At 54.3% G+C, this 16,532-nt stretch carries 13 protein-coding genes; 1 reads left to right on the top strand and 12 read right to left on the bottom strand.

The features are described 5' to 3' along the window. Positions 1–20: 20 nt before the first annotated feature. The 12 genes from FD19_RS07835 to FD19_RS07780 form a co-directional block, all read right to left on the bottom strand. Entirely contained in the window at positions 21–2,372 is a 2,352-nt protein-coding gene (locus FD19_RS07835) for an endonuclease MutS2 (RefSeq protein WP_056969628.1), read from the bottom strand. Positions 2,373–2,409: 37 nt separating this feature from the next. Continuing rightward, positions 2,410–2,949 carry a CvpA family protein gene (locus tag FD19_RS07830; RefSeq protein WP_056969626.1) on the bottom strand — a complete coding sequence of 180 codons (540 nt, stop codon included), beginning with the start codon at positions 2,947–2,949 and terminating at the stop codon, positions 2,410–2,412. Positions 2,950–3,204: 255 nt separating this feature from the next. Further along, positions 3,205–3,519, bottom strand: a complete 315-nt coding sequence (locus FD19_RS07825) for a DUF1292 domain-containing protein (RefSeq protein WP_056969624.1) — start codon at positions 3,517–3,519, stop codon at positions 3,205–3,207. Between the two features lie 23 nt (positions 3,520–3,542). Next, positions 3,543–3,980, bottom strand: coding sequence for a Holliday junction resolvase RuvX (gene ruvX, locus FD19_RS07820; RefSeq protein WP_054750525.1), 438 nt, complete (start codon positions 3,978–3,980; stop codon positions 3,543–3,545). Next, positions 3,980–4,237: an IreB family regulatory phosphoprotein gene (locus FD19_RS07815; protein ID WP_054750526.1), complete on the bottom strand. Its 258-nt coding sequence runs from the start codon at positions 4,235–4,237 to the stop codon at positions 3,980–3,982. The genes ruvX and FD19_RS07815 overlap by 1 nt, the downstream gene beginning before the upstream one ends. A 107-nt stretch (positions 4,238–4,344) precedes the next feature. Continuing rightward, positions 4,345–6,987, bottom strand: coding sequence for an alanine--tRNA ligase (alaS, locus tag FD19_RS07810; protein WP_056969622.1), 2,643 nt, complete (start codon positions 6,985–6,987; stop codon positions 4,345–4,347). A 310-nt stretch (positions 6,988–7,297) separates the two neighbouring features. After that, positions 7,298–8,656, bottom strand: coding sequence for a DEAD/DEAH box helicase (locus FD19_RS07805; RefSeq protein ID WP_056969619.1), 1,359 nt, complete (start codon positions 8,654–8,656; stop codon positions 7,298–7,300). A gap of 3 nt (positions 8,657–8,659) precedes the next feature. After that, positions 8,660–9,631 carry a DHH family phosphoesterase gene (locus FD19_RS07800; protein ID WP_054750527.1) on the bottom strand — a complete coding sequence of 324 codons (972 nt, stop codon included), beginning with the start codon at positions 9,629–9,631 and terminating at the stop codon, positions 8,660–8,662. A 127-nt stretch (positions 9,632–9,758) separates the two neighbouring features. Then, positions 9,759–10,871 (bottom strand): DNA polymerase IV, encoded by a 1,113-nt coding sequence (gene dinB / locus FD19_RS07795; RefSeq protein WP_054750528.1) that lies wholly within the window; start codon positions 10,869–10,871, stop codon positions 9,759–9,761. Positions 10,872–11,084: 213 nt separating this feature from the next. Next, on the bottom strand, positions 11,085–12,569 hold the full coding sequence (locus tag FD19_RS07790; protein WP_056969617.1) for an ABC transporter substrate-binding protein/permease: 1,485 nt from the start codon (positions 12,567–12,569) through the stop codon (positions 11,085–11,087). Continuing rightward, the gene (argH, locus tag FD19_RS07785) at positions 12,547–13,953 is read right to left on the bottom strand and encodes an argininosuccinate lyase (protein WP_054750529.1); all 1,407 of its coding nucleotides are present in this window, start codon (positions 13,951–13,953) and stop codon (positions 12,547–12,549) included. The genes FD19_RS07790 and argH overlap by 23 nt, the downstream gene beginning before the upstream one ends. A gap of 46 nt (positions 13,954–13,999) precedes the next feature. Continuing rightward, positions 14,000–15,214 carry an argininosuccinate synthase gene (locus FD19_RS07780; protein WP_054750530.1) on the bottom strand — a complete coding sequence of 405 codons (1,215 nt, stop codon included), beginning with the start codon at positions 15,212–15,214 and terminating at the stop codon, positions 14,000–14,002. A 286-nt stretch (positions 15,215–15,500) separates the two neighbouring features. On the opposite strand from FD19_RS07780, the gene argF reads away from it, so the two are divergent. Continuing rightward, positions 15,501–16,526 carry an ornithine carbamoyltransferase gene (gene argF, locus FD19_RS07775; RefSeq protein ID WP_054750531.1) on the top strand — a complete coding sequence of 342 codons (1,026 nt, stop codon included), beginning with the start codon at positions 15,501–15,503 and terminating at the stop codon, positions 16,524–16,526. Positions 16,527–16,532: the final 6 nt, after the last annotated feature.

Genomic DNA, 16,532 nt, shown 5'->3' with positions numbered 1-16,532 from the left:
TAACCGTGGTGACTCGCTCTCTACTTGAAGTACACAATCGTCGCCCCTGAGCCACCTGCATTCGCCGGGGCGTACCCAAAGCGCGCTACGTTACGGTTCTTCTTGAGGTACTCCGTAACCCCGTTGCGGATCGCACCCGTACCTAAACCATGAATAATCGTGACCGTCGGATAATTGGCCAGGAGTGCCGCGTCAATGTACTTATCAAGGTTGGTCATTGCCTCCGCGTACCGTTGTCCACGCAGATCCAGCGTGGTCGACGGGCCACTCCCCGCGCCCTGGACGTGCGTCCGGGCCGTGTGCGGCTGCTCCGTAGCCGGCGTGGCCACCTTTTCCAAGCCAGACTCAGGCACTGCCATCTTCATGATGCCGACCTGCACCTGCCATTCATGGTTACCCTGTTGCTTCAATAGGGTCCCCGTCTGGCCGTACTGCAGCACCTTCACCGTATCGCCAGCGCGTAACGTTGCATGGTTGCGCGCCTTTTTGAGTACCTTATTACGCGCCAACGGCGTATCCTGATGCAGCTGGTGCAGCCGCGTCTGGGCGTCAATCACTCCCGCGTCATTGACCGTCGCACCGCGCTGCATCTTGCGCAGCGACTTGATGATCTTGTCCGCCTCAGCCTGGGTGTCCGCAACCATCCGGTTAGCTTTGTCCCGGGCGGCCTGCAATTCCTTATCTTGCCGCATCTTCAAATCAGAGTACGCCGCCTGCAGCTGTGAGTGCAGCTTGGTGGCTTCATCCAGTTGCTTTTGCAGGTCCGAATCGGTCATCGCCGCCGCCTGCCGTTCCTTCTCCAGGTCCGCAATCATGTTGTTCAGGTCGTGCTCATCATCACTGATCAGCAGCTTGGCCCGGTCCACAATAGCCTGGTCTAAACCCAGCCGGGTAGAAATTTCAAAGGCGTTACTACGACCCGGAATACCGATCTGCAACCGGTACGTCGGCTGCAACGTGTCCATATCAAACGCCATCGATGCGTTCGTGGTACCAGGGGTGTTGTAACCGTACAATTTCAGCTCGGGGTAGTGCGTCGTGTCCACCACGTACGCCCCAATGCGCCCAACCTCGTCCAAAATGGAGATGGCCAAGGCCGCCCCTTCCTGGGGGTCGGTCCCTGCACCCAGTTCGTCAAATAGCGCCAGGCTATCCTTGTCAAGTTCACCGAGAATCGCCACAACGTTGGTCATGTGCGACGAAAAGGTACTGAGATTCTGTTCAATTGACTGCTCGTCACCGATGTCCGCAAAGACGTTACTGAAAACCTTCACCGTGCTGTGTTCAGCGGCCGGGATAAATAATCCCGCCTGCGCCATCAGGGACAGGAGCCCCAAAGTCTTCAGGGTAACGGTCTTCCCGCCAGTGTTGGGCCCGGTAATAACAATACTCTGATAGTCACCACCCAGCGTAATGTCGTTCGGCACGACTTTGTCCGCATCAATCAGTGGGTGTCGCGCCTGCCGCAAGTCCACAATGCCTTCATCGCTAATCGTGGGCTCCGTGGCCTTGATTAACGCAGCGTACTTCGCCTTAGCGTTGATGAGGTCCAAATGGCCCAACACGCTGGCATCAGCGCGTAAGCCGTCCGTCTCCGGCGCCACCTTAGCCGTTAAGTCAGTCAGAACGCGCATAACCTCTTGGCGTTCTGCCACCTGGGTTTCACGCATCCGGTTGTTCAAGTCCACAACTGCTTGCGGTTCAATGAACAACGTTTGGCCGGTGGCGCTTTGATCATGCACCACCCCACCAAAGCGACTGCGGTTCTCCGCTTTGACCGGAATCACGTACCGGTCATCACGAATCGTGATGATGGGCTCGCTGAGGTACTGCGCCGAATTACCACGGGTGTAGCCCTCCATGCGTTCGCGAATATCGCGTTCCATGGCTTGCATTCGCCGCCGAATTCCGTGTAACTCCGGGCTGGCCTCGTCGGTTACATTACCATCTTCATCGATGGCCTGTTGCAAGTCACGCAACAATCCCGGCAATAACGTGAGTTGTTCCTGCATCTGATAGACACGACGTAACTCCACGTTTTCCCGTAAATCCGTCAAAAAATCATCTAACGCCGTCACCGTTCGCAGCACGCGCACGATGCCAGCAAATTCGGAGCCGTCAAGGACGCCCCCAATTTCGGCGCGCTTTAACGCCGTCGTAATATCCGGGACGGCCGCGACCGGGAGGCCACCACGGAGCCGTAAAATGGTCGCCCCATCAGCGGTTTCGTCGAGGCGTTGTTGCACCTTGGCGGGATCACTACTGGGACGCATCCGTCCGGCTAGCTTTTGCCCAAGGGCAGTGACGGCCTCGGCCCGCACGGCTTCCTGGATGCGGTCAAATTCCAGTTGTCCTAATATTTTGTGCTTCATTACAAAACCTTTCTCTTCGTTAAACCATTAAATAATGTCATTGACCGATCCACCAACTGTGGAGCAACCACGAGAAAATTGGTGTGTGCGGCACCATGACTTTGGCCAGTAAGGAATGGCCCAGCGCGGCCTGCAAACCGTCAACCGGCACCATGGCCGCCAAGTACAGTACCATCACTACAAACAAGTAGGCGCCCACGCCGCCGAGAATGCCACCAATCCAGTGGCTACGCTTAGCTGACATTGGGTAATAAGCCAAATCTTGTACTAACAAGCAGGCAATACGCACCAACACCCAGCCAATCGCAAACACGAACATGAACGAAAAGGCTAGGTAGAACTTATCGTCCAGCCGGAGCCCTAGTGCCTGGCTAAAGAAAGCAAAGTGGCTCGACATGGTCGCTGACGGGTACGGAATCCACAACTCGAAGGCCGGCTTAAATACCCCCGCTAATAGTTTGGCCAGTAGGAAAACCACCACGTAACCAATAAACATTACACCCTGGAGCATGGCCCCCTTGCGTGCGCCAGCATAAACGCTGTACGCGATAAACAGTAAAATTATCAGTGTTAACATATTTTCCCCATCCGTGATTGCCCGCAGGCATATAATATCGTTCCTAATTCTACCACACCGCCACGGGGTGCCTATGCAAAAGTGCGTGGTTAGTGCGCTGGGACGCTCCGGTTTGATGAAACTTCTGGGTGTTAGTACGGAACCCCCAGCTACCCGGGACATGCTAGCCACGCAGCGATGACAACCACACAAAACTGTACAGACAGACAAAGGCCGGAACGCGTTTGCGCTCCGGCCCGGTTAGTCGACAGACTACTACATGTCTTCATCAGCCAAGAAGGTGTTTAAAACCTCCTCGACCATGTTCCATTCGTCATCATCTTCGATGGGGAACAGGTCACCGGCACTGGCATCCCCGTTCTCATCTGGTGTGAAGGAAAACGCCTCAATCTGGACGTCATCGTCATCGTCGTCGATGCCTTCTGGGTACAGCAATACGTAGCTCTTCCCATAATCATCAGAATCAAACGTGAACAGCACGTTGTACAATTCTTCATTACCATTGTCATCAATCAGCGTAATCTGCTGGTCGTCCGCGCCTGGGCGAATGTCGTCTTTTTTATCTGCCATTGTGGCCTCCATTCCGGCGTAAGCTAATCCTGTTGGGTTAACTTACCCCGTGCGTCAAGATAGTTCTGCAAAATAAATTGTGCCGCCATCTTGTCGATAACTTGCTTCTGTTCACGACGCGACACATCCGCCTCGTCGATCAACACCCGGTAAGCCGAAACTGTAGTCAAGCGCTCGTCGATAAAATCAACTGGTAGGTGAAACTTCTTGACCAACCGTTCCGCGTACGCCTTGGTCTGCGTGACCCGCGGGCCTGCGGTATTGTTCATGTTTTTGGGTAGTCCCAGCACAAAGCCGTCCGGCTGATACTTAGCCACCAGCTGTTTGAGCCGCCCCATGCCCAAATTACCGTGTTCCTCGTCGATGGGAATGATCTCTAACCCTTGGGCCGTCCAGCCCAACAGATCGGATACCGCTACCCCCACCGTTTTAGAACCGACATCTAAACCGAGTAACCGCATTATTTCTCCTTACCCAGGTAGTGACGGACTAACTCTTCAATAATCTCATCGCGTTCATGCTTACGAATCAAGTTCCGAGCGTCATTGTAGCGAGGAATATAGGCCGGGTCCCCCGAAAGCAGGTAGCCCACAATCTGATTAATCGGGTCGTAACCCTGTGCTTCCAGCGCATCGTAGACCGTCTTTAATGTGTCCTCGACGTTCTTCGGGTGGTTGTCCCGGAAGTTGAAGTGAACCGTTTCGTCTAATGAACTCATACCCAACACCTCTATTCGTTTCGTCTAACCCAATTCTACTTGATGGTTTGCCAAAGTACAAACCCTTTGCGCCAAAAAGTTTAGCGTTTTCAATCGCAACAGGTCAACTATTTGGCCGCAAGCCAATCATGCGCCTGCTTCAGTGCATCATCGATTCCCGCCGGCTTTTTCCCACCAGCTTGGGCCATATCGGGACGACCACCGCCGCCACCACCAACAGCCGGCGCAATGGCCTTAATCAGGTCACCAGCCTTCACGCCTTGGGCAATGGCGTCCTTGCTGGCCGCAGCCAGCAGGTTAACCTTTCCGCCAACCGTTGTGGCCAAAACCAGTACGTCGGAGCTACCCTTATCGTGCCACTGGTCGCCCAGCTCGCGCAGTTCCTTCATGCCCGCGACCTTCACGGCTTGAGCAATGATGGTGAAGTTGCCCGCCTGGTCGACCCGGTCAAAGATACCAGCGGCTGCTTGGCTGGCCAACTTACTCTGCAGGGATTCGATCTGCTTTTGCGCATCCTTGAGTTCCTGCTGCAAAGCGGACACTTTAGCAACCGTATCTCCATCCTTGGTGACTTTCAGTTGGTTGTTAATGGCACCCAACTGGTCAGCCTGGTGGGTCAGGTACTCAAACGCTTCTTTGGACGTGACCGCCTCCACCCGGCGGGTACCGGCACCGATGCCGCTTTCGCTGGTGATCTTAAACAGCCCCAACTCGGCGGTGTTCTGCGGGTGCGTCCCACCGTCAAATTCCTGGTTAAAGTCACCGATGGAAACGACCCGGACCACATCACCGTACTTATTATCAAAGACGGCAATGGCACCGAGTTTCTTCGCTTCCTCAATCGGCATTTGCTTGGCCGTAATTGGCAGGGCCCGCCAGATCTGTTCGTTGACCATCCGCTCAACCTGCCGCAACTGGTCCTGGGTCACTTCGCCAAAGTTGGTGAAGTCAAAGCGCAGGTAGTTAGGCTCCACCAGGGAACCGGCCTGGTGGGTGTGCTCACCCAACACGTTACGTAACGACTGGTCCAACAGGTGGGTCGCCGTGTGGTTTAGTGACACCTTGTGGCGTCGCTGGGTATCGACAGCCAACGTGTAACTGGCCCCCTGACGCAATTCACCCTCAACACGCACCCGGTGCAAGTTCTGCCCGTTCGGCGCGTGCTGAACGTCAGTAACACGACCAACTTCATTACCCTGGGCGTCGCTGATGGTCCCCCAGTCGGCGACCTGGCCCCCCATTTCGGCGTAGAACGGCGTCTTATCAAAGACTAACTGGGCCACCCCAGAACCAACCACCTTCACGGCCTGGTCATCCTGGATAATATCCGTCAGTACCGCGTTGTCTTCGTGCACGCTAGTCCAACCGGTAAAGTGGGAATCAGTCTTGATGTCCATCAGTACCGTATCCTGGCTACCCATAGACTGGGCGTTACTCCGGGCCTTCCGGGCACGCTCCCGCTGCGCCTCCATGTTGGCCTTGAACCCATCCATGTCGACCGTCAAGCCGTTATCCGCCGCGATTTCACCCGTCATTTCTACGGGGAAACCATAGGTATCAAATAGCAAGAACGCGTCATCGCCACTGATCTGCTTACCGTGCGCAGCTTTGACTTTGGCCATCACACCGTCCAGCATGTTGATGCCGGCATCCAAACTCTGACGGAAACGGGCTTCCTCCGACCGGATCACTTTCTGAATGAAGTCCTTGTTCTGCAATACTTCCGGGTAGTACGACTGCATGATTTTACCCACCGTTGGTACCAGTAGGTACAGGAAGTCGTGGTCAATGCCCAACCGCTTGCCGTTCACCACGGCGCGGCGAATCAACCGCCGGAGCACGTAGCCACGACCTTCATTACTTGGCAACGCCCCGTCACCAATCGCAAAGGTGACCGCCCGGGCATGGTCCGCAATAATCTTGAACGCCACGTCGTCCGTAGCGTTAGCGCCGTAGTGTTTACCAGCAGACAACTCCTCCGTCTGCTTGATCAACGGCAAGAACAAGTCGGTTTCAAAGTTGGTCGGTGCGTTTTGCACCACGGACACAACCCGTTCCAGACCCATCCCCGTATCAATGTTCTTGTGGGGCTGGTCCACGATGCGACCGTCTGGTAAGTGGTTGAATTGAGAGAAGACGATGTTCCAAATTTCCAGGTAGCGTTCGTTTTCCCCACCAGGATAGTTTTCGGGGTCATCCTCGGACACGTTATTTAAGCTCTGTCCACGGTCGTAGAAAACTTCGGAATCGGGGCCACACGGACCACCACCAATATCCCAGAAGTTGTCTTCAACTTTGTAAATGTGGTCGGCAGGCACACCCGCCTTTTCCCACAGTTCGAGGGCATCAGTATCCTTAGGGTAAACCGTGATGTACAGCTTATCCTTGTCTAGTCCCAGCCATTTGTCGCTGGTCAAAAATTCCCACGCCCACGGGATGACTTCCTTCTTGAAGTAATCGCCCACGGAAAAGTTACCGAGCATTTCAAAGAACGTGTGGTGCCGGGCGGTTTTACCGACGTTTTCAATATCGTTGGTGCGAATAGACTTTTGCGCGTTGACGATCCGTGGGTTGGCCGGGATCACGGACCCGTCAAAGTATTTCTTCAGCGTGGCAACCCCGGAGTTGATCCACAGCAAGGTAGGATCATCCTTGGGGATCAGGCTCGCACTGGGCTCCACGTCGTGCCCCTTACTCTTAAAGAAATCAAGGAACATTTGCCGTACTTGTGCACTACTGAGTTGCTTCATGACTACTCTCCTGTCCCGCCGGCCTTTCTGGTCGACGTGCCGTATTGATATTACCCATTGCCAGCTGATTGGCAACAAAAAACATCCTTACAAATCCGAGGACGCCTACGCGCGGTACCACCTCGGTTGCAACGATGTTGTCGTTAACCACTTCATTAATTGATTATATTCAGCTCGCATCAGGGAGCACCACGGCGACGGGCTCGGGTCTTCGCAGTTACCGACCCTTCCTGAATGGGCACCATTCGTCCGTGGCATATCCTAACTGTTTCATTATAGTGACGCTATGGGGGCGTGTCAACGCTGGCTACTATGCCTTGTCCAAACCCTTGGCCTTATTCTTACGTTTAGCGTTCCGCCGAGCGTTACGCTTCTCTACCCGGTTGTTGAACCACGCTTCCTTCTCAGCCGCCTTGCGCACCTTCTTCTTGTAGCCAGGCATATGCTTCTTCTGCTCCTTCTTGAGCATGCCGTAGATGTTGCCAGAGAGCCGTTCGTTCTTCTTGGTGCGGGTAGCGCGCCGGTTCCACTCACGCCCGGGGACGATTTCACCCCGGACGATGGCTTTGGGTTCAAAGTGGATGCCCATGTGTTCCAGTTCGGCCAACTTGTGTTCTTCACCCGGTTTGTACAGCGTGATCGCAATCCCGCTCATCCCGTTACGTCCAGTCCGGCCAACGCGGTGAATGAAGAATTCATTGTCGGTCGGAATTTCGGCGTTGATGACGTGGGACACACCCTCAATATCAATACCACGGGCGGCCAAGTCCGTTGCTACCACAAACTGGTACTTCTGCTGGGCAACGGCCTTCATCACCCGCCGCCGCTCGCGGGGTTCAACGCCACCATGGATCTTGGCGGCCTTGATTCCTTGCGCCTTCAAGAACGCGTGAATTTCGTCCACCCGCTCCTTGGTGTTGGCAAAGATCAGGACCAAGTATGGTTCGCCAATTGTGAGCAACTGGTAAATGATCCGGTTGGGATCCTGACCCTTAGTACTGATCACCCAGTTGGACACAGAATCGGCAATTACCGTCTTGGGCTTCAACTCGATCATCAATGGATTGTGCATATATTTTTTCAGGAATGGCTGTAGCTTTTGCGGAATCGTCGCCGAGAACACCATCATCTGGAGGTGTTCCGGGAAGGTACCCGCAATCTGGTCCACCACGTTCAAAAAGCCCATGTCCAAGGTCATGTCGGCTTCGTCCACAACGAACGTCTTGACCGTAAAGCCGGTCAACGCGCCGCTACGCAAGAGGTCCAAAATCCGGCCAGGCGTCCCGATTGCGAGGTGCACCGCGTGGTGTTCGAGTTTACGCAACTGCTTCTGCTTGTCGGTCCCACCGACAAACCGGCCGACCCGTACTGGACTGTCGTCCGCCAGTAGGTCCGTGGCCGTCTTGTAAATCTGGTTAGCCAGCTCCCGACTTGGCGCCGTGATCACAGCCTGTAGGGTATCTTCATCGGAATCAATGTTGTTGAGGATAGGCAACAAGAACGCCAACGTCTTGCCAGACCCGGTCTGGGATTGACCCACAATGGACTTACCCCGCAACGCCTTCGGAATCACTTGCTCCTGAATCGGCGTTGGTTGCACAAAACCATCCCGGTTCAGTGCGGCAATCAAATCATCTTTGATTGCGTATTGTTGAAATTTGTTTTCCATGCATTACTCACTTTCTGATGGTGCCTTGGGCGTTGCCGCCAGCAAGGCATCCAGTTCGTCATAAATCTGGTCAATTTCGGCCCGGTCGGCGGCTTTGGCCCCACTAGCCAGTGGGTGGCCACCCCCATTGTGGGCCCGCGCGATGTCGTTGATCACGGCACCCTTGGAGCGCAGACTAACGCGGTAGTTACCTTCGGGTTGTTCAGTACACATGGCCCAAGCCCGGACTTCGTTCAAGCGGCCGGCAGAACCAACGGCAGCCTGATACTGATCCGCAGCAATACCCAGGTGCTGCAGGTCGGCCTGACTGATGACCACCACGGCGGCGCCATGCGCACTGATGCGCATGTGCTGCTCATCAATGGCTAATCCCTGTAACCTGGCTTGGCCTAGCGTGACTTCATTCATCTTTTGGTTCACCGCGGATGGGTCAAAGTCGAAGCCATACAATAATGCTACGTCCCGCAACGTGTGGGCGGTGGTGTTGTTGTACATAAACCGGCCAGTGTCCCCAACAATGCCGGCGTATAGCAAGCGGGCCGCGGTATTGTCCAACTTGAGTTGCCCGTCACCGTGCGTGACTAGGTCCACCAATAACTCACTCGTACTGGAGGCGTCTGGTGCCACCCAGGCCAAGTCACCATAGGGATCGTCATTGGGATGATGATCAATTTTGATCAGCTGCTTGCCCTGGTTAAAGCGGTCGTCATCGATGCGCGGCGTATCCGCAGTGTCGACCACGATCACCAGTGCGTTCTGGTAATCGGCATCCTCGACATGGTCCATGGTTGCCAACCACGCCAAACTGGGACTGTCAGCCCCCGTCACCTGGACCCGCTTGTCGGGAAAGCTAGCCTTGATAATGGCCGCCAACCCACACTGGGAACCAAAAGCGTCCGGATCAGGCCGCTGGTGGCGATGGATAATAACGTGGTCTGCAGCCGCAATGGCCGCAACAATATCTTCTTGAATCATGATTGCCTCCGTACTCGTAAATTCACCACCTATGATTATACCATGCCCGCCGTGACGCCGCTCGTTTAGCGAATTATGGGCGGTTTCCGACTCACTAGTTATACCAGTAGCCATAAATCACTCACCACTAATGCAACGGTAAATCAACATTTTCAAACGACAACGGTGCCAGGCCCGTCACGGTAATCCCCACTAATCGCAATGACGCGCTGGTGTCAGTTTCTTCATTATAAAGTGTCCAGGCTGCCGCTAGGATGTCGTCAGCCTCCACGAAGTAACGTTCACGGGTGGTGCGCCGTGTCTGCGTATTGAAATCGACGTCGCGCACTTTCAACACAACCGTCGTTCCGTGCCGTTGCTTCTGGCGTAGCGTGGCACTCACCTTAGCTGCCAGCATCGTCAACTCCTGGCGTACCGCCGCCGCACTTTGTAACGGTGGGTTGTAGGTCCGCTCCTTGCCGATGGACTTCCGCTCTTTGACCTCGATGGGGTGGTTATCAATACCCCGAGCGTGCAGTGCCAACATGAAGCCAGCTTTACCTAACTCCCGCTGCAACATACCGGGATCCGCTGCCAACAAATCAGCGCCGTTCTCAATACCCAATGCCTCCAACCGCGGCAACGTCTTCTTGCCAACACCGCGGAACTTCCCAATCGGTTGCGGGGCCAAAAAGGCTTGCGCCATTCCCGGAGTAACGACCGTCCGCCCACCGGGCTTATTGAATTCCGACGCCATCTTGGCTAAAAACCGATTGTACGACACGCCAATAGCGCATGTAAGCCGCGTTTCACGCTCAATGGTCTGCTGCAACCACAAGGCCAAGGCGATGGTTGTCGGAAAGCGATGGTTATCCGTCACGTCGAGGTAAGCTTCGTCGAGGGCAATGGGTTCGATCCGGTCGGTGACCTGGTGGAAAATAGCATGGATCTGGTCGGACACCGCCCGGTATTTTTCAAAGTCGGGGTCCTTAAACACCAACAAACGGCGTGGTACTTTACGCACCGCTTCAATGGCGGGCATGGCCGAGTTGACCCCATACTGGCGCGCCACATAATTGGCCGTGGTGATGACCCCTTTGCCCCCTGTTTGCCGGGGGTCATGGGCAATCACCAGTGCACGGCTACGCAAAGACGGATCATCACGCATTTCGATGGACGCGTAGAAGGCGTCCATGTCGACGTGAATAATTTTGCGACTCGTATCGTTGGGTATTTGTAACCGAAATAATGGCGCCAACATGCACACCTCCCTTACCGAACATATTTTCGCACATGTCCCCGACACTGGCAATTACCGCCCGCTGTTCCTGGGCAATACTAGCACCAGTCAAGGGCTTGTCCCGTATCGGCATACCTGCTCGAGCAAACTACCATGGGCGCCTAAACACAAAAAAAGCGCCGCTAACGACGCTCATTCGATACTATGCCAAACTATGCCAACATCACGCACGCTTTAGGCGCGTTCACGGTTGAAATGCCGCTCGCCCACGTGCAAAACCTGCGTCAAACCAAACGTCAGGACGAAGTAAATACATGCCGTCACGATCAGCGGTAGGAACGCCTCAAACGACGCGCCTTGCACCACCGAAGTCTGGAAGGTCAATTCGCCGACCCCAATCACCGAGACCACGGACCCTTCCTTAATGACGGACACAAACTCGTTGCCCAGTGCCGGCAGAATGGTCCGCAGCGCCTGGGGCAAAACCACTAGTTGCATCGTTAGCTGCCGCGATAACCCTAGGGAGCGTGCCGCTTCGCCTTGCCCAACCGGGACCGCGTTTAACCCCGACCGAATAATTTCGGCCACGTAAGCCCCGGAGTTGAGAAACATCGCAATGGCCCCCGAAACAAACCCCGATACGTTCAACCCAATAATTTGGGTGCCAAAATACACGATAAATACCTGGATCAGCAAAGGCGTACCGCGCACAAACTCTACGTAAATATTACCAATGGCTTTGATGATCCATACCCGTGACCGTTTCATCATGGCCAGTAAGGTACCCAAAACAAAGCCGACCGTTACGCCAATTACCGCGAGTGCCAAGGTGTATTCCGTCCCCTTGACAAAGTATGGCGCGTACTGCTGGTAAAATGATTTCTTTTGCACCATTTGCTTCATGGCCGCATTCCGCCACTTGGTGATTGGTTTGCCAATGACCTCGCGGTGCAAAATGCGGTTCAACTTGGCTTTCAGTACGGGTGAATTTTTCGGCAACACGATGGCCGACTCACCCCCACCACCAGGAATTTTAACCGGCGCAGTGGCGAACTTGTCGGACTGCATCTCGTACGACTTGGCCGTGGTGGTAGGCACCACGATGCCATCCAGTTTACCCTGACTCAACTGCGCGGCCTCATCCGTCACCTTTTTCAGTGACGTGACCGTGGCACCATGCAGATACTTTTTTGCTTGGCCCTCCTGGATGGTGGTGATTTGGGCCCCAATCTTGGCCCCGTGAAAGTCATTGAGTGAGCGATACTTGTTGCGATCCTGCTTCTGCACCAGTACCACGTTGGGGTCATTGAAATAAACGTCCGTAAAGTCGACCTTTTTCTCCCGCTCAGCGGTTGGCGTGATGCCCGAAACCACCAAGTCAACTTTACCCGACTCCAACGCCGACAATAACGCATCGTTACTCATCTCCACCAGCTTCAACTTCACACCCAAGCGCTGCGCAAGCAGTTTATCCATGGTCACGTCAAAGCCAATGATGTGGTCCTTACCGCCAATGGTGGAATGAAATTCGTAGGGGGCATAATCGGGCGATAACCCGACCCGCATGACCCCTGTCCGTTTAATCTTGGCCCAAGTTGCGTCCGCCGTCGCTGCGTGTAGGTTGTGCACGGGCGCCATCCACGCGTCCACCACCACACACAGCGTAATGATGGCGGCCCACAGCCAGCCTTTGCCTTTAATCCACGGTTGTCCCTGCATACGCATCCCCCAATAGCTGTTTACCAGTCGCCACTTGTTGTCGCACAGAATCAAAACCAGTACCACCAAGTGACTGCCGTCGTTCCACGGCCATGACCGGATCGAGGTCGTGGTACACATCAGCGGTGATTAACGGGCTGGCCGCCTGCAATGTGGCGAGGGGCATGTCTTGCAAGGGTGTGTTGGTCTGAATACCCATGAGTACCAGTTGCCCAACGATGGCGTGCGCCTGGCGGAAGGGTAGCCCCTTAGCTGCCAAGTAATCGGCCAGCTCGGTAGCGTTACTAAAGTCAGCTTTGACCGCGTCGCCCATACGGTCCGCTTTAATGTGGAGAGTGGTCAACATCCCGGTCATCACGTGCAGTGAACCCATGATGGTGGTGGTAGCGTCGAACACACCCTCCTTGTCCTCCTGCATGTCCTTGTTGTAAGCCAGCGGCAACCCCTTCATCACCGTCAGCAACCCCGTCAGGTCACCGTACACGCGACCAACTTTGCCCCGGATCAGCTCGGCGTAGTCCGGATTCTTCTTCTGCGGCATGATCGATGATCCGGTCGCGTAAGCGTCGTCCATCTCTACATATTGATATTCATAGCTACTCCAAAGCACCAGCTCTTCACACAGCCGCGATAGGTGCATCATCAACATGCTCGCGTTGGCGAGGTACTCAATGGCAAAGTCGCGGTCGGACACCGCATCTAACGAATTGGTATAAACGTGCTGAAAGCCCAACAACTCCGCCGTTTCTTGCCGGTCAATGGGAAAAGTTGTCCCGGCTAACGCTGCCGCGCCTAATGGTGAAATGCTGGTGTGCTGTTGATTGAAGTCAAAGCGCTCCACGTCACGCTGCAACATATTGAAGTAAGCCATAAAATAATGTCCCAGGGAAATCGGCTGGGCGTGCTGCAAGTGTGTCGTGCCCGGAAGAATGGTCTCCACGTGTTGCTCGGCTTGGTGCACTAACACCACCTGGAGCTTCTTCAAACTGGCAATTACTTCTGGCAGCCGGTGCTGGACCCACAAATGGAAATCAGTCGCAACTTGGTCATTCCGCGACCGCGCGGTGTGCAACTTGCCGGCTAACGGACCAATTTTAGCCGTGAGGAGTGCCTCGATGTTCATGTGGATATCTTCGTTGGCCACGGTCAGTTCCAGTCCGCCTTGGGTTAGTTCCTCGCTGAGTTCCTGAAGGCCGTGCTTAATGGTTGCCGCCTCGTCCTGACTGAGGATACCCGTATCCCCCAGCATGGTGACGTGGGCGATGGAACCCTCAATATCCTCAGCGGCCATAGCCTGATCAAAGTCGATAGACGCACCAAATTCCTGTGCAAACTCAGGGCTCACGGCGTTAAACCGGCCACCCCACATTTTCTTAACGGCCATTTCTGGTCCTTCCCTTCAATAATGTCTGTGCGTGCACGCTATGCCATTACGCTTCCTGCGGTTTCTTGGCGGTTTTGCCGTTGACCTGGCTGTACACCGTGGTTGGTAGGCTCCACAACTTGATGAAACCAGCGGCGGCTGCTTGATCAAAGGAGTCAGCCGACGTGTATGTCGCCAGGTCCTCGTCATACAGCGAGTTGGCCGACTTACGGGCCACCGCTACGGCGGCACCCTTGTACAGCTTCATCTTGACCACGCCGTTCACCACCTGCTGCGAATTATCGATAAAGGCATTCAGGGCATCACATAGTGGTGAGAACCACAACCCGTTGTAAATCATGTTCGTCAGTTGCTGTTCAACAATCGGCTTAAAGTGAGCCAGGTCCCGTTCAAACGTCAGGTCCTCCAAGTCCTTGTGGGCGGTCATGATAACCGCTGCAGCCGGTGCTTCGTAAATTTCACGGGACTTAATGCCCACCAGACGGTTTTCAATGTGGTCGATGCGGCCGATTCCATGCGCCCCCGCAACCTTATTTAGTTGCAAAATCAACTTAAATAATGGTAATTCTTCACCGTTGATGGCAACTGGTAACCCGTGGGCAAAGGTTAGGTCCAAGTACTCCGCTTCGTTGGGCGCATCCTCCGGGGCCACCGTCAAGGCGTAGGCATCAGCTGGCGCCTGGTTCCACGGATTTTCCAGAATGCCACACTCGTTCGCACGCCCCCACAAGTTTTGGTCGATGGAGTACGGCGAATCCAAATCGATTGGAACCGGCACGTTGTGGGCTTTGGCGTAGTCGATTTCCTCTTCACGAGACCAGTGAAAATCCCGAATGGGTGCTTCGATTGCCATGTCGGGGTCCAACGCATGAATGGCGGCTTCAAAACGTACCTGATCATTACCCTTCCCGGTCGAACCATGTGCAATGGCCGTGGCGCCAGTTTCGTGAGCAATATCGACTAACTTTTTAATGATCAAAGGCCGCGACAAGGCAGACACCAGCGGATATTCTCCCTCATACAATGCGTTGGCCTTGATGACCGGCGCCACATACTCATCGGCAAATTCGGCCATCCCATCAATGGCGTAACTGGCAACGGCACCAACTTGTAAGGCCTTCGCCTTAATAAAGTCGATGTCCTTATCCATTTCACCAACGTTTAAGTTCACGGCAATGACCTCGTACCCCTTATCCTTCAGCCACGGAATCGCGACGGATGTATCCAAACCACCAGAATATGCCAACACAATTTTCTTCATGAGTAATACCTGCCTTTGTCTTTGTGTGTAAATATACGTTTATATGTGTGTCAGGATTAGCTGATGCATGTATCATAGCACGCCATATTCACAAAATAAACACCTAAAATACATTTTTTGCCCTTTTTGGCCTTTTTTATGCGTTTCTATTGCACTTTATGCAAATAAATGTATACTAGCCATATGAATATTTAGCGCATAAACATGCGCACATGTGTTAATTAGCCTGACGACTGCACGCCAGTGTCAGGCGTACGCACTGAAACCAAATCAAGGAGTGATCCATATGTACAATCAATTTCATCAGCGGTCATTGTTAGCTGAGAAGGATTTTACCGGGGCTGAATTTTATACCCTCATTAAATTTGCCGAACACCTGAAGGACCTCAAGGCCCATAACATTGAACACCATTACTTGACCGGTAAAAACGTGGCCCTTCTCTTTGCCAAAACCTCAACCCGGACACGTTCGGCGTTCACAGTAGCCGCCACCGACCTCGGCGCCCACCCCGAATTTCTGGGCGCGCACGACATTCAATTAGGTAATAAGGAATCCCTGGCTGACACCGCTAAGGTGCTGGGGAGCATGTACGACGGCATTGAGTACCGCGGCTTTGCCCAAAGTACCGTGGCCGCCCTCGCCCAGTATTCCGGTATTCCCGTGTGGAACGGTTTGACTGATGACTGGCACCCCACGCAGATGCTCGCTGACTTTATGACCATTGACGAACTGTGTGGCCACGTCAAGGGGATCACACTGACCTACCTGGGTGACGCGCGCAACAACGTGGCCAACTCCTTATTGGTTACCGCCGCCATGCTGGGGGCCAACATCCACCTAGTGGGACCCCAGGCGCTGCAACCCGCTGCGCACGTTCAGACCATCGCCCAACAGTTTGCGGCGCAGTCCGGTAGTGACATCCTGATCACCGATGACCTAGTAACCGGGCTGGCAGGTAGTGATGTGCTCTATACCGACGTGTGGGCGTCAATGGGTGAAGAGGACGCCTGGGCGCAACGCATTAAACTCTTACAACCTTACCAACTGAACATGGACGCGGTCACCGCCACGCACAACCCAAACGTCATTGTGCTCCATGACCTGCCAGCGTTCCACGATCTCAACACCACGATGGGTCAACAGATTCACGAAGAGTTTGGTTTGGACGAGCTAGAAATCACCGATGAGGTATTCAACGCCCCCTTTGCTCACCAATTCCAGCAGGCGGCCAATCGACTCCACACCATTAAGGCGGTCATGGCGGCAACCCTTGGCAATCCGTTCATCCCCACCGTCATCGAACCACAATAGGAGGTC

Source organism: Lacticaseibacillus thailandensis DSM 22698 = JCM 13996 (assembly GCF_001436135.1).
Taxonomy (GTDB): Bacteria; Bacillota; Bacilli; order Lactobacillales; family Lactobacillaceae; genus Lacticaseibacillus; species Lacticaseibacillus thailandensis.
Note: the sequence above shows the minus strand (reverse complement) of the source record. Positions and strands in the feature narration are given on the sequence as shown.